General features: G+C 56.5%; 16 protein-coding genes. 7 read left to right on the top strand and 9 right to left on the bottom strand.

Going from position 1 to position 21,152, the window contains the following annotated elements; translation table 11 throughout:
• Positions 1-102: 102 nt before the first annotated feature.
• Positions 103-642, top strand: coding sequence for a YfiT family bacillithiol transferase (locus VF639_RS04640; protein WP_331144717.1), 540 nt, complete (start codon positions 103-105; stop codon positions 640-642).
• A 133-nt stretch (positions 643-775) separates the two neighbouring features.
• On the opposite strand, the gene VF639_RS04635 is transcribed toward VF639_RS04640, so the two are convergent.
• Both VF639_RS04635 and VF639_RS04630 read right to left on the bottom strand, forming a co-directional pair.
• Positions 776-1,585: an ABC transporter ATP-binding protein gene (locus VF639_RS04635; RefSeq protein WP_331144716.1), complete on the bottom strand. Its 810-nt coding sequence runs from the start codon at positions 1,583-1,585 to the stop codon at positions 776-778.
• An 81-nt stretch (positions 1,586-1,666) separates the two neighbouring features.
• The gene (locus VF639_RS04630; RefSeq protein WP_331144715.1) at positions 1,667-2,398 is read right to left on the bottom strand and encodes an MlaE family ABC transporter permease; all 732 of its coding nucleotides are present in this window, start codon (positions 2,396-2,398) and stop codon (positions 1,667-1,669) included.
• Between the two features lie 103 nt (positions 2,399-2,501).
• Here VF639_RS04630 and VF639_RS04625 point away from each other — a divergent pair, with 103 nt between their 5' ends.
• Complete coding sequence (locus tag VF639_RS04625; RefSeq protein WP_331144714.1) at positions 2,502-3,215, top strand: SDR family oxidoreductase; 714 nt, start codon at positions 2,502-2,504, stop codon at positions 3,213-3,215.
• A 132-nt stretch (positions 3,216-3,347) separates the two neighbouring features.
• On the opposite strand, the gene VF639_RS04620 is transcribed toward VF639_RS04625, so the two are convergent.
• Positions 3,348-4,058, bottom strand: a complete 711-nt coding sequence (locus VF639_RS04620) for a GIN domain-containing protein (protein WP_331144713.1) — start codon at positions 4,056-4,058, stop codon at positions 3,348-3,350.
• A 66-nt stretch (positions 4,059-4,124) separates the two neighbouring features.
• Between VF639_RS04620 and VF639_RS04615 the strand changes: the two genes are divergently transcribed.
• The 5 genes from VF639_RS04615 to gldG all read left to right on the top strand — a co-directional run bounded on the left by VF639_RS04615 (position 4,125) and on the right by gldG (position 9,036).
• Positions 4,125-4,817, top strand: coding sequence for an SDR family oxidoreductase (locus tag VF639_RS04615; protein WP_331144712.1), 693 nt, complete (start codon positions 4,125-4,127; stop codon positions 4,815-4,817).
• A 93-nt stretch (positions 4,818-4,910) separates the two neighbouring features.
• Positions 4,911-5,282, top strand: coding sequence for a four helix bundle protein (locus VF639_RS04610; protein WP_331144711.1), 372 nt, complete (start codon positions 4,911-4,913; stop codon positions 5,280-5,282).
• A 42-nt stretch (positions 5,283-5,324) separates the two neighbouring features.
• Positions 5,325-6,233 carry a gliding motility-associated ABC transporter ATP-binding subunit GldA gene (gene gldA / locus VF639_RS04605; protein ID WP_331144710.1) on the top strand — a complete coding sequence of 303 codons (909 nt, stop codon included), beginning with the start codon at positions 5,325-5,327 and terminating at the stop codon, positions 6,231-6,233.
• A gap of 217 nt (positions 6,234-6,450) precedes the next feature.
• On the top strand, positions 6,451-7,176 hold the full coding sequence (gldF, locus tag VF639_RS04600; RefSeq protein ID WP_331144709.1) for a gliding motility-associated ABC transporter permease subunit GldF: 726 nt from the start codon (positions 6,451-6,453) through the stop codon (positions 7,174-7,176).
• Between the two features lie 150 nt (positions 7,177-7,326).
• On the top strand, positions 7,327-9,036 hold the full coding sequence (gene gldG, locus VF639_RS04595; protein WP_331144708.1) for a gliding motility-associated ABC transporter substrate-binding protein GldG: 1,710 nt from the start codon (positions 7,327-7,329) through the stop codon (positions 9,034-9,036).
• Between the two features lie 335 nt (positions 9,037-9,371).
• On the opposite strand, the gene VF639_RS04590 is transcribed toward gldG, so the two are convergent.
• The 6 genes from VF639_RS04590 to VF639_RS04565 all read right to left on the bottom strand — a co-directional run bounded on the left by VF639_RS04590 (position 9,372) and on the right by VF639_RS04565 (position 20,842).
• Positions 9,372-9,746, bottom strand: a complete 375-nt coding sequence (locus tag VF639_RS04590) for a type II toxin-antitoxin system VapC family toxin (protein WP_331144707.1) — start codon at positions 9,744-9,746, stop codon at positions 9,372-9,374.
• 4 nt (positions 9,747-9,750) lie between these two features.
• The gene (locus VF639_RS04585) at positions 9,751-10,011 is read right to left on the bottom strand and encodes a hypothetical protein (RefSeq protein WP_331144706.1); all 261 of its coding nucleotides are present in this window, start codon (positions 10,009-10,011) and stop codon (positions 9,751-9,753) included.
• 157 nt (positions 10,012-10,168) lie between these two features.
• Positions 10,169-12,481 carry a glycoside hydrolase family 3 C-terminal domain-containing protein gene (locus VF639_RS04580; protein WP_331144705.1) on the bottom strand — a complete coding sequence of 771 codons (2,313 nt, stop codon included), beginning with the start codon at positions 12,479-12,481 and terminating at the stop codon, positions 10,169-10,171.
• Between the two features lie 201 nt (positions 12,482-12,682).
• Positions 12,683-15,901 (bottom strand): beta-galactosidase, LacZ type, encoded by a 3,219-nt coding sequence (gene lacZ, locus VF639_RS04575; RefSeq protein ID WP_331144704.1) that lies wholly within the window; start codon positions 15,899-15,901, stop codon positions 12,683-12,685.
• 123 nt (positions 15,902-16,024) lie between these two features.
• Positions 16,025-18,175, bottom strand: coding sequence for a glycoside hydrolase family 3 C-terminal domain-containing protein (locus VF639_RS04570; protein ID WP_331144703.1), 2,151 nt, complete (start codon positions 18,173-18,175; stop codon positions 16,025-16,027).
• Between the two features lie 237 nt (positions 18,176-18,412).
• The gene (locus VF639_RS04565) at positions 18,413-20,842 is read right to left on the bottom strand and encodes a glycoside hydrolase family 31 protein (RefSeq protein WP_331144702.1); all 2,430 of its coding nucleotides are present in this window, start codon (positions 20,840-20,842) and stop codon (positions 18,413-18,415) included.
• Between the last annotated feature and the right edge of the window lie 310 nt (positions 20,843-21,152).

Here is a 21,152-nt window from a genome sequence, read left to right as displayed (position 1 = left end):
GGGCAACACAGCCGTCACTTGCACTAGCTGAAATCAAAAGGTTAAATGCGTAGAATTGTGCTGTCCTGACGGGTTGTTGTTGGGCGCTTATCTTAAACTACTATGGAATTTTCTCCCGACCTGCGTTACCCGATTGGCCAACCCACGCTGCCCACCGGGCCACTGGAAGCTGGCGCACGCACGGCCCACGTTGCCCATATTGCCCTGCTCCCCGACCAGATACGTGCCGCCGTCACAGGTTTGAGCGCAGCTCAACTCGACACACCCTACCGCCCCGGCGGCTGGACCATACGCCAAGTAGTTCACCACCTGCCCGACTCGCATCTGAACGCCTATACTCGGTTCCGGCTGGCCCTCACTGAGGATAACCCCACCATCCGTCCCTACGACGAGGCGGCTTGGGCCGAGTTGCCCGACGTAGCGGCTACGCCCCCGGCTGTGTCGTTGGCGTTGCTGGAGGCGTTGCATATCCGCTGGACCATCTTGCTGCGTAACCTCCGCAGCGAGCAGTGGCAGCGCACCTTCTATCATCCGGGCTCCAAGCAAGATTTTACGCTCGAGCAGGCCCTGGTATTATACTCCTGGCACGGCCGCCACCATCTGGCCCATCTCACCGAACTACGCAAGCGGCAGGGTTGGTGAGTGGTGAAATTGTGAAAAGTAAGTTTAAGTAATTGCTAGGTTCTATTCCAAGTTAGGTTTGACCTCCAGCAAACAACAAGCCCCTACTATCGGCACGGATGGTAGGGGCTTGTTGGAGGATAGCTAGCTGTGGCTACACCTCCGATAGGGGCTCGTTGGCCAAGGCTTCGAGGCCACCTTCCGATTCTTCGTCTACGCGCTTGGCGGCGCGGACGAGGCTGCTGCTGAAGATAAACTCACGCAACTCGGGCACTTTGGCGTTCAGAATCTGGTCTTTGTTGCCGTCCCAAAGCTTCTCTCCTTTGTGCAGGAAGATGATATGGTCCCCGATTTCCACTACCGAGTTCATGTCGTGGGTGATGACGACCGTAGTGATGTTATACTCGTGGGTGATTTCGTGGATGAGTTCGTCGATCTTGATGCTGGTAGCGGGGTCGAGGCCGGAGTTAGGCTCGTCGCAGAAGAGGTAGGTACAATTGGGCGCGATGGCGCGAGCAATACCGACACGCTTCTTCATACCACCCGAAATTTCGGAGGGCATCTTGTTGCCTGCGTTTTCCAGGCCAACGCGCTTCAGGCAAAATTCCACCCGGTCGCGGCGCTCTTCCTTGGTCATTTCGGGCGTGAGCATCTTCAGCGGGAATTCGGTGTTTTCGTACACCGTCATCGAGTCGAACAAGGCCGAACCCTGGAACAGCATCCCAATTTTGCGCCGTATTTCCTGCCGGATATCCACTTTGTTATTAGTGAAAACGGTGCCGTCGAAAGTGATGCTGCCCAAATCGGGTTTCATCAAGCCCACAATGCATTGCAGGAGTACGCTTTTACCCGTACCCGAGCCACCAAGCAGCAGATTGCACTTGCCGGTTTCAAAGGTGCAGTTGATTCCTTTCAAGACAGGATTGCCATTGAAAGCCTTCTGAATATTATGAATCTCAATCATGAGAGTAGGAGCTAGGAATTGGGAGCTAGAAGTTAGGAGTAGGAAACCAGAAGCTTCAAGCTCCTAGTTCCTGGCTCCTTCTTACAATAGTACCGCTGCTAGCACGAAATCGGCCAGCAGAATGGCGATAATGGAATTGGTAACGGCCCCGGTGCTGGCTGCTCCTACTTCGAGGGCGCCGCCTTCGGTATAGAAACCTTTAAAAGCCGATATAGAAGACACCAGGAAGGCAAACACCACCGACTTGATCAGGGCGAAGGCGATGTTGTAAGGAATAAAGTCGCTGCGGATGCCTTCGATGTAGTCGGAAGGGGATATGGCGCCGGTGAGCGTGCCCGCCAGGTAGCCGCCGAGAATGGAGAGCACCATGGCCAGGATAACGAGCAGCGGGAACATGAGAATAGCTGCTATAATGCGCGGCAGCACCAAGTACGAAGCGGAGTTGATACCCATAACTTCCAGCGCCGATACCTGTTCGGTGATACGCATTGTGCCCAAGCCGCCCGCAATACTCGACCCCACTTTGCCGGCCAGCACAATGCTGGTGATAGTGGGCGCCAGCTCCAGCACCGTCATTTCGCGCACCATGTAGCCGATGGTAGACTTCGGAATGAGCGGGCTAATCAGGTTATAGGAAATTTGTACGCAGGTAACGGCCCCAATAAAAGCCGCTACAATGGCCACGATAAAAACCGAGTCGGTACCGATGAGAATGCACTCGTCAATGGTCCGGGTCCAGAGTATGGAAAACCGCTCTTTCCGAACGACCATGCTCTGGATGAAGAGAAGAAACGAGCCGAAAGTTTTGACCATGAGAAGGGAAGTGAGAGTAAAAGCGGACACTTGCGGCAGAGCACCAGTACAGGAATTGAACAACTAAAACACTTACGTAAAAAGCGCAACCGTAATCAAAGGAATGGAAAAATATATCGTGGTAACAGGCGGAACGAAAGGTATTGGGCGGGCAGTGGTTTCACGCTTTTTACGGGCCGGGCGGCCAGTCGTTACCTGCGCCCGCTCCGCCGCCGACCTTGTTCAGCTACAAACAACCGTAGGGCAAGAAGTTCCTGGCGCCGTGCTGCATACGCTGTGCGCCGATTTGAGTGTTGCCGAAGACTGCCATCGTTTCACTGATTTTGTGCTGAGCCTGGAAGGGGAGGTAGACGTGCTGGTTAATAATACGGGCGCTTTTTTGCCCGGAAGGTTGCAAGACGAACCCACCGACGGCTCACAATTGCGCCAAATGCTGGCCGCCAACCTGCTCAGCGCCTACGACGTGACCCTGCCGTTGCTGCCCGGCCTGATTGCCCGGCGCCAGGGCCACATCTTCAACATCTGTTCCACGGCCAGCATCACGGCTTATCCTAACGGCGGCTCCTACGGCATTGCCAAGCACGCCCTCTACGGCCTGACCCGTAACCTGCGCGAAGAGCTGAAGCAGCATGACATCCGCGTAACGGCCGTGCTGCCTGGTGCCACCCTCACCGCCAGTTGGGCCGGCGTCGATTTGCCCGCCGAGCGTTTCATTCAAGCTGAAGACGTGGCCGACGCCATCTTTTCCACCTACAGCCTCTCCCCGCACGCTGTAGTGGAAGAACTGCTCATCCGCCCGCAACTAGGAGATATCTAGGCATTTGACAGTTATCAATTACCATTTAACAAGGGATGTGCGAACGGGCATAGCAAGCTGTTTTTCAGCAGATAATCGTTGCTGCACATTCGCACGTTCCCTGTTAAATGGTAATTGATAACTGTTGAATAATCAATTGACTTTCACCAGTTTGCCTTTACCGGTTATCTGGATGCTGGCTTGGGTGGGGTTGCCGGAGTAGTAGATGGTGCTGGTGCCGGCGTGGGTGCCGTTGAGTTGGCCGGATGTGTTTAAGTGAACAGCCCCATCAGCGTAGAGGGAAAGATCCAGGTAGCAATAATCAGCGACGTGCAAGTCGGTGGCTAAGAAACGGCCCAACCCACCGCCGCTTAGCAGCAGGGTGTTGGTTTGGCCCCGCAGCCGGTAGTCGCCTAGCTCGTATTGGTCGATCCAGAGGTATTTGCTATTAATGTCCAGGTCGAAGTCGCCGGCACCTTTAAGGTGTAGAAAGAGGGTATCGGCCTGGAACTGACCTTGGGTGCGGATGTTGCCTTGGCCGTAGAGCGACATATCGGGAAGGTCGGTTACGTGCAGGGTTACTTCGTGCGGCACCGAGTAGCTGCGGGCCCAATTGCAGGTGCTTTCGTTGCTGATATACAGATGATTGTTGCGGACTTCAAGCTTCAGATCTTCCTGCAGGTGGGAACCGGTCTGGACCTCGGCGTACGTTTCGGTGTCGGGCACCAAGGTGATGTTTACATTCTCGGTGGTCGTGAGTTCCTTGAAGGCGGTTAGTTCGCGCCGTTCGGTGGTTGTGGGGCCGGCGCTTTTCAGGCAATCGTTGTCTTCACAGGCTGTTAATGGCCATGCAAGCAATAGCACGCGTAAAACCCAATATAGGCCGCTAACTTGCGGCGCGTATCCAATCCGAATCTTCATCTTACAGCTATGGAACTAAGCGGCAAGGTAGCCATTATCACAGGCGTCAGCAAAGGCATTGGGCGCGCCACGGCCGAGGCATTGTTGGCCAAAGGTGCCGTAGTGGCTGGTTGGGGGCGTACTGCGCCGGAAGGAATTACGCACGAGCGGTTCCAATTTTTCGAGTGCGACATCCGCGACGAGACATCGGTGCAGGAAGCCTGCATGAATACCCGCCGGGAACTAGGCGCTCAAATCCACGTGTTGATAAACAACGCCGGAATCGGGAATTTTGGGCCTGTTGATGAGTTTTCTTCCGAGGAGTGGCACGCTATGTTTGATACCAACGTGCACGGGCTGTTCTATTGTACCAAGGCCGTGCTGCCGTACATGAAACAGCAGCACGAAGGGCACATTGTGAACGTAGGCTCCTTGGCGGGTACGGCCGGCACCGCAAACCTGGCGGGCTACTGTGCTACCAAATATGCCGTGCGGGGCTTCTCCGACGCCTTGTTCAAGGAAGTGCGGCCTGATGGCGTGCGCGTAACGTGCATCATGCCGGGCTCGGTGGAAACCAACTTTGGCGACACGAAACCCGGGCAGGACCCCGACCCCCACAAGATGCAACCCGAAGACATTGCCGCCGCCATTGTGCATGCCTTGGAGGCGCCCTTCAGCGTCATGATTTCCGAAGTGCAAATGCGCCCCACGCAACCCAAATGAGTTGCCAGTTGTGAGTTGCCAGTTGCCAGTTATTTAGAACAGACTGACAACCGGCAACCGGCAACTGACAACTGACAACCGGCAACTGAAAAGATGAAGGATTATACGGAGCTTCAGGTTTGGCAGAAAGCACGGCAGTTAACGAATACAGTGTATAGTACAACCCGTGCTTTCCCCAAAGACGAGCTATTTGCTTTGACAAACCAGATGCGTCGCTGCGCAATTTCTATACCTTCCAACTTGGCCGAGGGATGTGGCAGGAATCATGCACGAGATTCACTGCAGTTCTTTTTCGTAGCACGTGGTTCGCTTTATGAGTTAAAAACGCAGTTTTACATTGCCCTCGATCAACGCTATTTAACTCAGACAGATTTTGATAATGCAGTAAATCAATTGGTTGAATGTCGAAGAATGTTAAGCGGATTTATCACTTATTTTCAAAGCCTACCACCTAGCAACCGATAACCAGCCTCCAAGACTGGCAACTGGTAACTGGCAACTCAATCAATGGTAGAAGTTCAACACTTAAGTAAAACCTTCGGCTCGCAAACGGCTGTGAATGACATTTCATTTACAGTTGGCAAAGGCGAAATCCTCGGGTTTTTGGGGCCGAACGGGGCAGGCAAATCCACGACCATGAAAATGGCCACCGGCTATTTGCCGCCCTCGGCCGGTACGGTCCTTATCGAAGGGTTCGACGTGCTGACGGCGCCGCTGGAAGTGCGCCGCCGCGTGGGGTACCTGCCCGAGCACAACCCGCTGTACCTGGATATGTACGTGCACGAGTACCTGGAATTTATTGGTTCCGTGCACGGCCTGCGCGGCAGCGAACTGCGCCGTCGGGTACCGCAATTGGTGGATAAAGTAGGCTTAGGCCGCGAGCAGAACAAGCAGATTGGCGCCCTTTCGAAAGGATACCGCCAGCGGGTGGGTTTGGCGCAGGCCCTCATCCACGACCCCGGCGTGTTGATACTGGATGAGCCTACTACGGGCCTCGACCCCAATCAGATTGGTGAAATCCGCAACCTCATCCGCGAACTTGGTCAAGACAAAACCGTAATTTTCAGCACCCATATTCTCCCCGAAGTAGCCGCCCTATGCAGTCGCGCTGTCATCATCAACCGGGGCCAACTCGTAGCCGACTCGCCGGTTTCGGAGCTAGGTGCGGGTGCAAAAGGGGAAACCGTGATTCGCGCCGAGTTCGAGCAGGCCATTGATACTGCGCTGCTGCAAGCCTTACCAGGCATTAGCCACGTGGAAACGGAGACTGGTAACACCTACCGCATCCGGGCCACCGCCGGCACCGACCAGCGCGGCGCTATTTCGCGGCTGGCGGCGCAGCAGGGGTGGGTGCTACTCGGGCTGCGGCAGGAAGAGCAGTCGTTGGAAAAGGTATTCCAGTCGTTGACCAAATAAATGCCTGAAAATAGAACGTCATGCTGAGCGCAGCGAAGCCGAAGCATCTCGCGTGTTGACATTGCCAAACATTATCTGTCATGCTGAGCGCAGCCGAAGCATCTCGCTCGCATCGTTGTAACATCATTGATTCTACCACCCTAGCGAGATGCTTCGACTGCGCCTCCGGCTTCGCTCAGCATGACGGTCATTATTATTCACCAGCACATCACTATCGATGTACGCCATACTTCGCAAAGAATTCAATTCCTTCCTTAACTCGCCGGTGGCTTATGTGGTCATCGGGGTGTTTCTGGTAGCTACAGGCCTGTTCGTGTGGGTCTTTCCGGATAGCTCCGTGCTTGATTACGGCTTTGCCGACTTGCAGACGCTGTTCAATATGGCGCCCTGGATTTTCCTGTTCCTGATTCCAGCCATCACCATGCGCACGTTTGCCGAGGAAAAAAAAGCCGGTACCATTGAGCTCCTGCTCACCCGGCCGCTCACCGATGGGCAAATAATAGGAGGGAAGTACTTGGCTTGTCTGCTGCTGGCCTTGCTGGCACTGTTGCCCACGCTGCTCTACTACTACTCGGTGTACAAGCTTGGCAACCCCGAAGGCAACATCGATTCGGCAGCTACCGTCGGCTCCTATATTGGGTTGGCGTTGCTGGCAGCAGTTTTTGCGGCCATTGGCATCTTCGCTAGCGCCATCACCCGCGACCAAATCATTGCCTTTCTGGTGGCTGTAGTGGGCTGTTTCCTAGTGTATTCCGGCTTCGATTCGCTGGCTTCGGTTTTTGATGGCGCACCAGCTTACTACATTAGCCAGCTTGGCATTGCGGCTCATTACCGCGACATCAGCAAAGGCCTTATCGACTCCCGCGACCTGACGTATTTCTTTAGTTTGATTGTCGGCTTGCTGCTAGCCACTAAGCTGGTACTGCAAAGCCGGAACTGGTGAATTGCCTCACCCCCTAGCCCCCTCTCCTTCAGAGAGGAGGAACTAGCCTTAGTTCGTTAGTACTAGTAGTAACAAGAAATTAAATAATTAGAAGTTAGTCCCCCCTCTCTGAAGGAGAGGGAGCTAGGGGGTGAGGCCCCTCGACAAAACATGCCCGAACAACAACTCCCAAATCAATCCCGCAAACGCCGTGACCTGCTTCGCTTTCTGGCGGTTATCGGGGCGTTATTGCTAATGAACTTCATTGGCCAGCAGTTCTTCTTCCGCCTCGACCTCACGGAGGAAAAACGTTATACCATGTCTGGGGCCACCCGGCAGCTGCTGACCAACCTGAAGCAGCCCATTACCGTGACGGTGTATCTATCAGGCGACTTTCCGCCGGCTTTCCGGCGCTTGCAGCAGGCAGTGCGCGAAACGCTCACCGAAATGCAGGTCTATGGTGGCAGCAACTTGAACTACGTGTTCATCGATCCATCGGCGGCTGGTACTGAAAAGGGGCGCAACCAGTATTACCAGACGCTTTTCAAGAAAGGACTGACCCCAACCAACCTTGGGGCAAACGAAAACGGCAAGCGGGTCGAGAAAATTATTTTCCCGTGGGCCACGGTGTCGGCGGGGGGCAAGGAGCAGCAGGTGTTGCTGCTACGCGGCAACCAGGCCGCTCCTTCCGATGTGCGCCTCAACCAAAGCATTGAGGGGTTGGAGTACGAGCTAGCCAGCGCTATCCGGAAGCTTAGTCCGGGCAAGCGCAAGCTGATTGGCGTGGTAGAGGGCCACGGCGAGCTAAGTAATGCCGAAGCCGGCGACCTGGTTGGCTCGCTCAGCCAGTACTACGATGTGTATCGCGTTGACCTAAGCAAAGTGCGCGACTTGCGGGCCCTTAGTGCCATCATCGTGGCCAAGCCCACTACTGCCTATACCGAACCCGAGAAGTTCAAACTCGACCAGTTCGTTACGCAGGGCGGCAACGCGCTGTTCTTCGTAGACGCCATGCGCGTCAACCTCGACAGCGCCGCCCGTACCGGCATGCTCTCGTTTCCGCAACCCGTGGGCCTCGACGACCTGCTCTTCAAGTACGGCGTGCGCGTTAATGCCGACCTGATTCTCGACCTTAACTCCGGCGTGATTCCGCTCGTGACGGGCAAGGAAGGCAACAAGCCCAAGGTGGAACCTATGCCGTGGCAGTTCTATCCGCTGGTCAACAACTTCAGTTCGCACCCCATCACCCGCAACCTCGATGCGGTGTACACCAAATTCGTGAGCACCATTGATACGGTGAAAGCCACGGGCATCCGCAAGACGCCGCTGCTTTTCACCTCGCGCTACTCCCGGGTGCTGCCCTCACCGGTGCCCGTCAACCTGAACGACGCGCGCCTGCAACCCGACCGGAAGCTTTACAGAGACAAGTTCGAGCCCGTAGGCTACCTGCTCGAAGGGCAGTTCCGTTCGCTCTACGCTAACCGTACCCAACCCGGCACCACGCAGTTTCAGCCCGCTACTTCGCCCCAAGCCAAGCCTTCCAAAGTGCTGGTTGTTTCCGACGGCGACTTTGTGCGCTCGGAATTAGACCCCAAAACCGGCCGCCCCTTCCGCCTCGGCTTCGACCGGCTCGCCAACACTGAATTCGCCAACCGCGAGCTAGTGCTAAACGCCGTCGATTACATGCTCGACGAAACCGGCCTTATCGGCGTGCGCAGCAAGCAAGTCACCCTGCGTCCTCTCGACAAACTGAAAGTTATTGAGCAGCGCCGCACTTGGCAATTACTGAATCTGGTGGCGCCACTGGTGCTGTTAGGGGTGTTTGGCGCCGTGCGCGCATGGCGGCGGAAGCGGCGGTATGCGGGGTTTAAAACAACGTAATATTTATAAATTGCTGTCGATTCACTTATGGTATAAAATAAAAAGTTAGATGGAAGAATTATTTGGCTTCGTAGTAGAAGGTGTAGCAGAAGGAGTAGTTAGTACTATGTTATTTGCCTCGATTGGCTTTCTGTATCTGTATCTACGATACCGTAACCGCGTACGGGTTCGGCGTGTACTAATCAAAGAATACGAGAGCAGTTACACAAATGCTGGACATGTAGTCGTGCTGAATACTGTGGCTGCTATCGGTATATTATTGGTGCTAGGCTTGCTTATATGTCTGGTGGCTTAATCAGTGGCCTAGCCGATAGTATGACAGTTGTGGGTCAGGCTCACCACTTTACCAACAGCAAACCCTCAACTGCGGTGAAATCATCGTCGCGGCTAACTAGTGTTAGCGTGTGTTGCATAGCAGTAGCTGCAATCCACAAGTCGTTTTCGTTGATTGGCCTGCCTATCCGCTTCAACTGTGCCTTACAGCGGGCATAGAAATGGCTCGTTTCAGCATCGCAAGGAAGAACCTCTATATCTTGAAACAGAGCATCCAGACGGTCGAGGTTCAACTGAACTCTAGCGGAGTTATGTGCTCCGTAAAGTAGTCCACCAACAGTAATGCAGGAAATAGCAAACCGAGCTGAGTTTCTGATTTGCGTTGCTACGTCAGCTTCCTGATTTAAAAAGGCAATGATGATGTTGGTGTCGAGCAAGAAGCTACCATTCATTATGGTCTATCTGGTGTGCCTCTTGAATAGCTTTTTCAATCAGCTGTAGCTCCGATGCTTCGATTGTGCCGGCGTGACGCAAGAAAGCTTCGTGCCGCAATCCAGGGGCTGCACTCGGGTTCTGCGCAAGCAACCCTTGTACATACGCCAGCGCTTTCAGCCCTTGTTCATCGGTTAAGTTATCTACCGCTTCTACAAGTTTCAACCTTATCTCCGAGTTACTCATAGCTTGTTTGCCCTTTGATTTCAAGTAAGATAATACACCAACGCTAGCGCAAGTGGGTTGGTTTACAAAGAAATTACTTGGTATTTACTGTGCCACTTTTCTGCAACAGAAAAGCCCGGCAACTAGCGCAAACATCATGTCTGTGCTAGTTGCCGGGCTTAATTTAAGAAAACAGTGCCGGCTACAGCGTCACGTTGCCGGTGAGACGGATGTCGCGGGAGGAACTGCCGACCAGCACGTCGAACTTGCCGGGTTCCAGGTACCAGGCTTTCTTCGCTTCGTCGTAGTACTGGAAGGCGTTGGTATCGAGCGTGACCGTGACGGTTTTGGACTCACCGGGCTGCAGAAACACTTTCTGAAAGCCTTTTAGCTCCTTTTCCGGGCGCTTTACCGAAGCTTGCTCGTCCTTCACGTACACTTGCACCACCTCAGCACCAGCCACTTTACCGGTGTTGGTCACGGTGAGCTTGACGGTTGCGTTCTGCTGGCCCGGAGTGACGGTGAGCTTGTCGTATTTGAAGCTGGTATAGCTCAGGCCGTAGCCGAAGGCGTACTGCGGCGCCACCTTGTAAGTGTCGTAATAGCGGTAGCCCACGAAGATGTCGTCTTTGTAGTGTTCCGCCACGGCGTTGGGGTCAGTAGGGTTGTCGGTGGGGTAGTTACCGATTTTGTGGGCCGGCGAGTCGGCCAGCTTCACGGGGAAGGTCATGGGCAGCTTGCCCGAGGGGTTGACGGTACCGAGCAGCACTTTGGCAATGGCGTTGCCGCCTTCCATGCCGGGGTACCAGGCTTCTACTATGCCCTTGGCCTGCTTTTCCCACGCCGATACATCAATCGGGCCGCCGCCCATCAGCACTACTACGGTGTTGGGGTTGGCTTTCAGTACGGCTTGAATCAACTCATCCTGGCCGAAGGGCATGTTCATGTCCGGCTTGTCGGGGCCTTCAGCGTCGTAGGCATTGTCGCCCCAATTGGCGTAGTTGTAGCCGTGGGTCCAGCCGCCGACCACAATGGCCACATCGGCTTTCGAGGCGGCGTCAACGGCCAACTGAATCATGGCGGCGTCGGCTTTCTGGTTGCGGGCTATTTTGTAGCCTTGCACGTAGTTTATGGTCACGCCGGTTCCGAGCTCGTTTTTCAGGCCCTGGAGCGGGGTGATTTCGTAGGGAGTTTTCACCTGCGAGCTGCCGCCGCCCATGGAATTAGGGCGGTCGGCGTTTTCGCCGATGACGGCTATGGTTTTCAGGGAAGCTTTCTTGAGGGGCAGGATGTTGCCTTCGTTTTTCAGCAGCACAATGCCTTCTTCGGCTACCTTGAGAGCAGTAGCGGTGTGTTCCTTGGTGGCGTAGGCACCGGGGGTACGCTTGGCGCCGTCCATCATGTTGGTTTTGTACATCACGCGCAGAATGCGGCGCACTTTGTCGTCAATCAATTCTTCCTTCACCTTGCCGCTTTTCACCAAGGTCACCACGGTGTCACCGAGGAAGAACTTGGGGTAGACGGTGCTGAGCTCCACCTTCGTGGCCGGGCCGCCCGCCGTTTGCGACACGGTTTTGTTCATGAGCAGCAGGTCGGTGCCCATTTCCATATCGGTGCCGTTGTTGATGGCTTCCATGGTGCTGTGTACCGCGCCCCAATCGCTCATCACCAAGCCTTTAAAGCCCCATTGGTCTTTCAGAATCTTGTTGATCAGGTAGTCGTTGTGGGTGGCCCACTGGCCGCGAAACTTGTTGTAGGAGCCCATGAGCGTGTTCACGCCCGCTTCCTGCACGGCGGCTTTGAAACCGGGCAAGTAAATTTCTTGCAGGGCCCGCTCGCTCATATCCACATCAACGCTGGTGCGCTTGGTTTCCTGGTTGTTGGCCGCGTAGTGCTTCACGCAGGCCGATACGCCCTGGTCCTGTACGCCTTTGATGTAGCCCACCGCCATGCGCGACACCAGGAACGGGTCTTCGCTCTGGTACTCGAAATTGCGGCCGTTGAGCGGGGTGCGAATGATGTTGATGCCGGGCCCAAGTATCACGTCTTTGCCCCGGAACTTCGCTTCGCTGCCTAGCACGGCACCGTAGGCATAGCCTAGCTGCGGGTTCCAGGTGGCGGCCAGCGTGTTGCCGGTGGGTAGATAGGTGCCGGCGTCGTTTACCCCTTTGTCGAGACTCCAGTCGCGGCCGTGCTCGGGGCGCACGCCGTGGGGGCCATCGGAGGAGGTCATTTCGGGGATGCCTAAGCGCTGCACACCGCCCGAGGTGAACGAAGAGCTGGCGTGTATCATGGCCACTTTCTCCTCCAGCGTCATCTTCTTGATGAGGGCGTTGATTTTGGCGTCGTTGACGGTAAGCGTGACCTGCTGGTTTTTTGTGGAAGCCTGGCTTGCCTGCGTGGCTGGCTTCTTGGCGGTGGCAGCGGGCTTGCTTTGCGCCAGGCTAGAGCCAGCCGTTAAGCAGCACGCGGTGGTGCCAACAAGCAGGAAAAACTGATGCGGTTTGGAAGGCATACTGTGTTGGGTATGTATGTGTGGGAATCTGCAATATTACGCTCAGATGCTGTTTCGCAGTGTCGCTCTTGCTAATCAGTGAATGAAATGAAGTTGAAGCCCAAAGAACGTCATGCTGAGCGAAGGCGGAGCCGGAGTCGAAGCATAACACTACCCTACAACCTCAGCACGTCAGATGCTTCGGTTCCGGGAGCCTGACAGCTACTTTGGCGTGTTTAGCATGCCGGTTTGCTGCTTGGGTTGCGCGGCGGGTGCGTCCAGCAAGCGCATGGTGTACGTGTAGGCGTACTTCTTGTCGAGCAGGCGGTACTGGTTGTGGGGGAGGGCACCCCAACTGTTGTCGCCGCCGAGGCCGCGCTGTTTAAGGTCGAGGTGCAGGAAAACATTGCCTTGCTGCTTCACGTCCGTGATGTGCTGCTGCTTCTTGGTGAGGCCGGGGTCCAGGTCTTCGGTGCTGGTGTTGAGGGCGCTGAAGCAAAGAGGCTGCAAGCCCTCGAAGCGGAGGCCCTTGCCGGCTTTGTTTTGCAACGTCAGCCAACGTACATCGGTGCGGTAGCCGTTTTCCTGCGGCCGAATGTAGTTGTTGGTGAACATGTTGGAAACCGTATCCTGATACTGCCCAAGCAGCGACGCCAGATTTCGGTCGCTGTAGTTTTCCCAAGGGCCGCGGCCGTAGTAGCGGAGCAGGTCGTACTGGCCCGAGAGCTGCATGCGCATCCCGAAGCGGGGGAGTTCCGGCAGCTCTTTGCCCGTCATGTCTAGGGCGGCGGTTACTTGCAGCGCGCCATCGGGCTGAATCAGATACGTCACCGTGTACGGCACCTGCACATCGGCCAGCAAATAGTCCATGGTGATGCGCACCCCCTCCGGCGTTTGCTCGCCCACGGTGGCCTTCTGCAACGGCCGGTTGGTGTGCGCCGTGCGCCATACACCCAAGCGCCGCGGCATGTCGCTGCCGAAGTCATTGTCAATAGGCGCCCGCCAGAAGTAGGGCTCCGGGTACTGGTTGAGGACACCGTTGCCCTGCTGCTCGCCACGCCGGTAGTTGGTGAGGCGGCCTGCCTTCAAATCGAAGGCACCGCGCACGTCGCCCGCCGTAAACGTAAGCCGGTCGCCGGTGCGCTCCACCTGAATGGTGCCTTTCGCCGGGGCAGGTGCTGCGCCGGCAGCAAAGTAAGAATTGGGAGTAAGCAGGAACTGCTCCCGGGCTACTTCGTGCCCGGCAGGTATCATTTCCGTAGCGGCCTTGGTACGCGCGAAAATTGCCAGCGTGTATTCAGTGCCGGGTTCGGTCTTGAATTTCGGTAAGGCCAGCGTTACTTCCCGCTGCTGGTGTGGTGCCAAGCTTATCTTCATCGGACCGTCCTGCACGGGCTGGCCGTTGCGGGAAAGCTGCCAGCGGATATCGTAGCCGCTCAAATCAGTGAAATCGAAGGCGTTGTAGACCTTGATGCGGCCCGTAGCTGGCTGGTCGGCGCTGAAGCGGATGTCTTGGTAGACTTTCTTAACCTCGTACAGCTCGGGTTGAATGGAGCGGTCGGCGGCCACCAGGCCATCGGCTACCCCGTTTTCGTCGTTGTAGCGGTTGAAGCCGCCTAGGTCGCCACCGTAGGCCCACCACTTTTGGCCGTACGGCGTGGTTTGCTTGAACCCTTGGTCGACCCAATCCCAAATGAAACCACCCTGCATGCGCGGGCTGGTGCGCATAATATCGAAGTACTCCTGAAAGTTGCCGGCGCTGTTGCCCATGGCGTGCGCGTATTCGCACATGATGTAAGGCCGCTTCTTATTGGTATCCTTGGCGTAGTTTTTCATTTCATGGATGCCCGGATACATGGGGCACACGATATCGGTGTTCCAGTCCTCGTTGGCTTGCTCGAACTGCACTGGCCGGCTTGGGTCACGCTGCTTGATCCACTTGTACATCTCGTGGAACACGGCGCCGTTGCCGCACTCGTTGCCCATGCTCCAGATGATAACCGAGGCGTGGTTCTTGTCGCGCTCTACGGCCCGCGTTATTCGGTCGCGGTGCATGGGGGCCCAAGAGGGCAGGTAGGCCACGTGCGCGGTGGTGTCGATCTTGGCGTTCCAGGAAGTCGAGCCCATGCCGTGGCTCTCGATGTTGGCTTCATCCACCAAGTACAGGCCGTACTGGTCGCAGAGCTGGTACCACAGCTCGTCGTTGGGATAGTGGCTGGTGCGCACCGCGTTGATGTTGTGCAACTTCATTAGCTGAATGTCCTTCAGCATCAAGGCTTTGGTGGTGACGTGGCCCGTTACTTCGTCGTGCTCGTGGCGGTTCACGCCGTGCACTTCTATAGGCATGCCGTTCACTAGTAGCTGCGCATCCTTGATTTCCACCTTCCGGAAACCCACTTTGGTGCTTGTTACGCCACCAGGTAGGGGTTTGTCGGCGGCATCTACCAGCGAAATCACGCAGGTATAGAGAATGGGCGTTTCGGCGCTCCAGCGCTGCACCTTCGGTACGGTGCCGCTGAAAACCAGCTGCTCATCAGCCGCGCTGCCTTGCAATTTCAGCGTTTTCAAGAGCACCGGTTTGCCCTGCGGACTCAGCAGCTCCAGCCGCACGGCGGCAGCCTTTGGGGCTGCTGCGCCCCCTTCGCGCGCGAAGCGCCGGACGCCTACATTGGCGCTGAACTGGCCGTTTTTGTAGGTGTTGTCGAGGTCAGGCTTCAGGAAGAAGTCCCACAGCGTTTCCGTTGGCAATGCCTCCAGGTACACGTCCCGCTCGATGCCGCTGATGCGCCAGAAGTCCTGGTCTTCGAGGTAGCTGCCGTCGTGCCAGCGCATTACTTGCACGGACAGCTGATTGTCGCCGGGCTTGATATACTTGGTTACATCGAACTCAGCGGGCGTTTTGGCCACCTTGCTCATACCCACGCGCTGCCCGTTCACATACACAAACGCGCACCCCGTTATCGACCCGAAATGCAGCAACACCTGCTGCCCGGCCCAAGCGGCGGGCACGTTGAAGCTGCGCCGGTACGTGCCCACCGGATTGTCGCGCCCATCAATGTAGGGCGGGTTTTTCGCGTGCGGATACGCCACGTTCGTATAAATCGGAATGCCGAAGCCGTTCAACTCCCAATTAGACGGTACGGGTATGTTGGCCCACTTCGAATCGTCGAAACCAGCTTGGAAGAACGTGGTAGGTGCCTCGGCGGGCCGGGGTACATAGTTGAATTTCCAGGTGCCGTTCAGTGATTGGTAGCGCGAAGAACGCGTCCTGTCGGCCGTTTGCGCATCGGCGGCCCGGTCGTACACGTGAAACGAGGCCCGCGGCGCCAGCTGGTTTTGGTTGAGCAGCTTTTCGTCCTGCCATTCGGCCGGAGCGGGGGCTTGGCCGTTGGCGAGCTGCGTTGCCAGCAAGCCAGTAAGCAGAAGTAGGTTGTTTTTCATATGGAATGTCGGATTAAATGCGAAGTTGGGGCGGGCGTTTGTCATTCCGACGCAGGAGGAATCTGAGTCAAGCCGTTGTAAAGTCTTTAACTCAGATTCCTCCTGCGTCGGAATGACAAACGCTTAGTTCTTACTCAAATCAAGGCTCTTTTCAAACTGAACGTTATTAGCGGCGGTGCCGACCATCACTTTTACAAGGTCTTTCTCTAACACAAACTGTTGCTTGCCTTCGTGCCAGTAGCGTAAATCGGCCGCGCGTAGCGGGATTTGTACGGTGCGTTTTTCCTGTGGCTTGAGCGTAATGCGCCGGAAGCCTTTCAGCTCCTTCAGGGGCCGCGCCACTTCCGAGCCTACGTGGCTGATGTAGAGCTGCACCACTTCGTCGCCGAGGCGGGCGCCGGTGTTCTGCACGTCTACGCTGGCCATGATTTCGCCGGCTTTGTTGAATTTCGGGGAGCTAAGGCGGAAGTTGGAGTACTGGAAGGTGGTGTAGCTCAGGCCGAAGCCGAACGGATACAAGGGCTTGCCTTGGAAGTATTGGTAGGTGCGGCCGTTGCGGATGTTGTAGTCCAGCATGGGCGGCAGCTGGTCCATGGAACTCGGCCAGGTTTGGGTGAGGCGCCCGCCGGGGTTGTAGTCGCCGAACAGCACGTCGGCCAAGGCATTGCCAAACTCCTGGCTGTTTTGGCTGAGGTGCACAATGGCCGGCACGTTCTGCTGCGTCCAGGTAATGGCGTACGGAAAGCTGGAGGCCAGCACCACTATCGTGTTCGGATTCACGCGCCGCACCTGCTTGATTAGCGCCTCGTCGGTGAGCGTCAACGACTTGCGGTCCACCGACTCTTTGCCTTCCGATACATCGGGGCACATGGCCCAACCGGCGTTGCAGGTCGGGTAGTTGCCCACCACCACAATAGCTACGTCGGCGCCTTGCGCGGCATTCACGGCGCGGTTGTCTTGGTTGGTTGCCTCGTGCCGGATGGTTACGCCCTCGCCCAATTTGGCTTTGATGCCCGCCAGCGCGCTTACCGTGTAAGGCGGCGTGCCGCTATACCAATCCAGCAGCACCTGGTCGGCGCGCGGGCCTATTATGGCTATGGTTTTCAGCTTGCTCTTGTCGAGCGGTAGCAGGTTGCCTTCGTTCTTAAGCAGCACAATGGACTTCTGCGTGACCTGCCGCGCTAGGGTCTTGTGCTTGTCCGACAGCCACGGCTCGGGGCCGTCCTTGATAGCGGCGTACTTGTTTTGCGCCGGCGGGTCGAGCAAACCGAGCTTGATCATCACCCGGAAATCACCCCGAATAACGGCGTCAATGTCTTTCTCCGTAAGAAACTTCTGCTGCACAGCCTGCGTCACCGGCACTTTGTAATCGTCGAGAAACTGGTTGATGCCCATCTTCACGGCTTGCGCCGCGGCCCACACGCTGTCGGGGTAGTACTTGTGTTCTTTGAAGAGCAGCTTCAAGGCGCCGCCGTCGGTGCAGATGATGCCGTTTTGGCCCCATTCCTTCACCGTCACGTCCTTCATCACCGGGTGCACCATCATCGGAATGCCGTTCCAGGCGTTGTAGGCGGCCATGTAGGCCCGCGAGCCACCTAGCTCCACGCCCATCCGAAACGGCAGCGAGTAATACTCCCGAAACAGCCGCTCATCGAAGTTCGACGAGCCTCGTTCCCGGCCGACCTCGTTGCTGTTGGCCAGGAAGTGCTTCATCAAGGCGGCGGTTTGCCAGTACTTGGGGTCGTCGCCCTGCAAGCCTTTGATCATGCCCACCGCCATGGTGCCCGTCAGAAAAGCGTCCTCGCCGTAGCATTCTTCGGTGCGGCCCCAACGCGGGTCGCGGCCCAAATCGGCGTTTGGCGCCCTGATGACGAGGTTGCCAGTGCTGTATTTGGGGTTCTGGAAGACGTAGCGTGCTTCGTAGCCTTCCGCTTCGCCCACCTGCCGCATCACCTCCGGGTCCCAGGTTTCGCCCAGGCCGTAGCTCTGCGGAAACTGCGTGGTGGGCACCATCTTGCGCCGGTTCCACTGCGCCGGCCCGCCCAGCGCCAAGCCGTGCAGCCCTTCGCTGTGCCCCGTCCCCTTGATGCCCAGTCGCTCGATGGTGGGGTTGGTACCCAGGCAGGTGATTTTCTCTTCCAGCGTCAGCAACGACAAAATATTATCGATGCGCTGCTCTGTGGGCAGTGCCGGATTCTGAAACGGATACTGGTACTGCGCCTGCGCGTGGCCGAAGCTTGCGAGAAGGAGCAGTGCGGTAAGGAAAAGACGCATGAGTTGGGGGCTTTTTTATCAGTGGCGGAGCATCGTTCAACGGGGCGCCTCACCCCCGGCCCCCTCTCCTTCAGAGAGGGGGAGCCTTTACCAAGCTGTTAACCAGTAGCTAAGAGCTGTTAGCCGTTAACTCAATTCAGGAAACGCTAATAGCTAACAACTCTCAGCCAACAGCTATTCGTCAGGCTCCCCCTCTCTGAAGGAGAGGGGGCCGGGGGGTGAGGCGCTTCATCATACCTAGTTGCGCGCTTGGGCCTGCGAGTAATCGGTGTTCGACTGCACCTGAAACTTCACCTTGCCTTTCAGCGGGTCGTTGGTTAGCTGGAAACCGGTGCCTTGCTTGGTGAGCGAGACTTCGCGCAGCACGTTATCGGCCGGCAAGCACACGTAGCCTTTCAGCGTGTTGCTGTCGGCTGAGTAAGCCACCAGGCTCAGGTTCTTCCAGTCCATTTGGGCCGTTGATTGGGCCAGCTTGATGTGCGGAATCACCGACCCGTCGCGCACCAGCACCACGGCCTGCACCGGCCCCGCCTTGATGACGTTCCAGCCGCCCCCGGTGTACACCTGGCCCGACTGATAGTCGATCCACTTGCCAGTGGGTAAGTACACGTTGCGCTCGGTACCGGCTTCAAACATGGGGGCTACCAGCATGTCGGCGCCGAACATATACTCGTTGTCGATCAGCCAGGAGCCGGGGTCATTGGGGAATTCCACGAACAGCGCCCGCACCATGGGCAGGCCTTTCTCGGTGCACTGCTTGGCTTGCGCGTAGATGTAGGGCATCAGCTTGTAGCGCATTTCATCGGCCATGCGGAAGTCCTTCAGAAACTGCGGGCTATACTCCCACGCTTCCTTCGGCGGCGCGCCGTGGCTGCGGGTGTGCGACGTCAGCATCCCGAAAGCGGCCCAGCGCTTGTACAGCTCTTCGGGCGTTTTTAGCACAAAGCCGCCAATGTCGTGGCTCCAAAACGAGAAGCCCGACAAGCCAAACGACAAGCCCCCGCGCAATTCGGCGGCCATGGCATCGTCTGTGTTTTCGGCATCGCCGCCCCAGTGCAAGGGGTAGCGCTGGCTACCGGCCCAGGTGCTGCGGGCCCAGATGATATTGTCGCCGCTCACTTTTTTGGTGATGTCGGCCACGGCTTTGTTGTAGCGCAGCGGGTAGAGGTTGTGCTCGTAGAAGCCGGTTTTGCCGGAATAGTAGAGCCCGTTGGCCGGGGCCGCCTCGCCAAAATCCACCTTGATGGCGCCGACGCCGAGCTTCAGCAAGTCCGCAATCTTCTCTTGGTACCAGATTACAGTTTTCGGGTTCGAGAAGTCCAGCACGGCGTCCTCGTAGGGTAAGTTGCCCTTGGCGTCCTTTACCACCAGGCCTTTTTCTACCAGCTCCGGGAACAGCTTGTTTTGGGGCGTGAAGTAGGGAAGCTGCCACAGCGAAATATGAAAACCGTCCTTCTTGAGGTCGGAAATCATACCTTTCGGGTCGTTGAAGCGGGCGGGGGCAAACTTGTAGTCGGTGCGCCAGTCGGTGGTAAACCAGCCGGTGTCGAAGTGGATAACGTCGGCCGGAATCTTGTTTTCGCGCAGCTTGGCGGCTACTTCGCGGCCTTCTTTCTCCGAGAAATAAGTGATGCGGCTCTGCCAGAACCCAAACGACCACAGCGGCGGCATGGCGGCCTTGCCGGTCAGGTTGGTGTATTCGTCCAGAATGTCCTTGGGCTCGCCCACAAACACAAACAAGTCCAGCGCATCATCGCCAATCAGCATCGAGTTGACGGCGTTGAAGTACTTGCCAAAGTCGCAGGTAATCGGCGACGAGGTGTGCATGAACATGCCGTAGCCGCGGCTGCTCATAAAGAACGGAATCGGCTTGTACATCGTCTCGTTCTGGATGCCGTTGGCGTCGTCGCCCCACAGCACCACCTTCTGGCCGCGCTTGTTGAACTGCGTAAACGATTCGCCGCAGCCGAAAATCTTCTCATCGGGCGACAACGCAAACGCCGCCGACATGCTGCGCGAGTAATCCTCGGCCCGGCGCACAAACGAAAACGGCATTACTGGCGTGTAGGAGGCCTCCGCGTTGTCTTGGTGGTGAATGGTCTTGGTTAGCAGCTTACCCTTGGCATCCCGGATTTCCACGTGCCAGGGGTTTTCCAGCACCGTCACCGAGCCATACGTGCTGGTGTACTGGTGCCCGCCTGTCACCTTGCTATACTTCCACGACTTACTATCGACCGGCGCTTTGCCCCCCACCAGCATCAACGATTCCTCGTTGCCCTTGAGCTGTGGCCCCGATGCCGCCCGAATCCGGATGGTGCGCGCCGATACAAACTCCACCGAGAAGGGCAGGGAAGGCGCCGCCGCGTATTCGGTGGTTGGAAACTCGTTGGCCGCCGCCGGCCGCAACACGCCAAGCATGTTGTTGAAGGCCTGGCGGGTCTGGTAGTTGTAGCGCTTGTACTTCACCTCGCCCATGCCGGTGGTCGGGTTGAACTTCGCCAGACTGTCGGCCAGGTAGTAGGTGTTGGTGAAGCTGCGAAAGTCGTTGCTGATGTCAATCGGCACGTTGAGCAGCTTCATATCCTGAATCTGACCGAAGGCGCTGCCCTGCATCATCAAGTCAAGACTTAAAAGAAAGGCACCGGAATAAAGTCTACGTCTTGTCATAGTGGGTGAGGAAAGAGCTAGGCACAGCAGGGCTATTAAAACTTCCAAAAGTTAGTAGAAATATTCAATTAAATGTCTGGCAAACGTTTGCATGCAGCATGGGTGAACAGGCTTAAAGAACCTGTGAGTTGATACAGAGGCTGTAGCGCGAAGCCTGCGCTTCGCGTATCGTTGCAGATAGTTCGCAGATAATTATTAGCAACCTAACGTTGTCATTCCGACATTCCGCGTCTCCAGCGGCGAGAGGAATCTGAGTATGATTGTCTAACAACTTGATTCAGATTCCTCTCGCCGCTGGAGACGCGGAATA

The organism is Hymenobacter sp., assembly GCF_036387835.1.
In the GTDB taxonomy this organism is placed as follows: Bacteria; Bacteroidota; Bacteroidia; order Cytophagales; family Hymenobacteraceae; genus Hymenobacter.
This window is presented reverse-complemented; position numbering and strand designations above follow the sequence as displayed.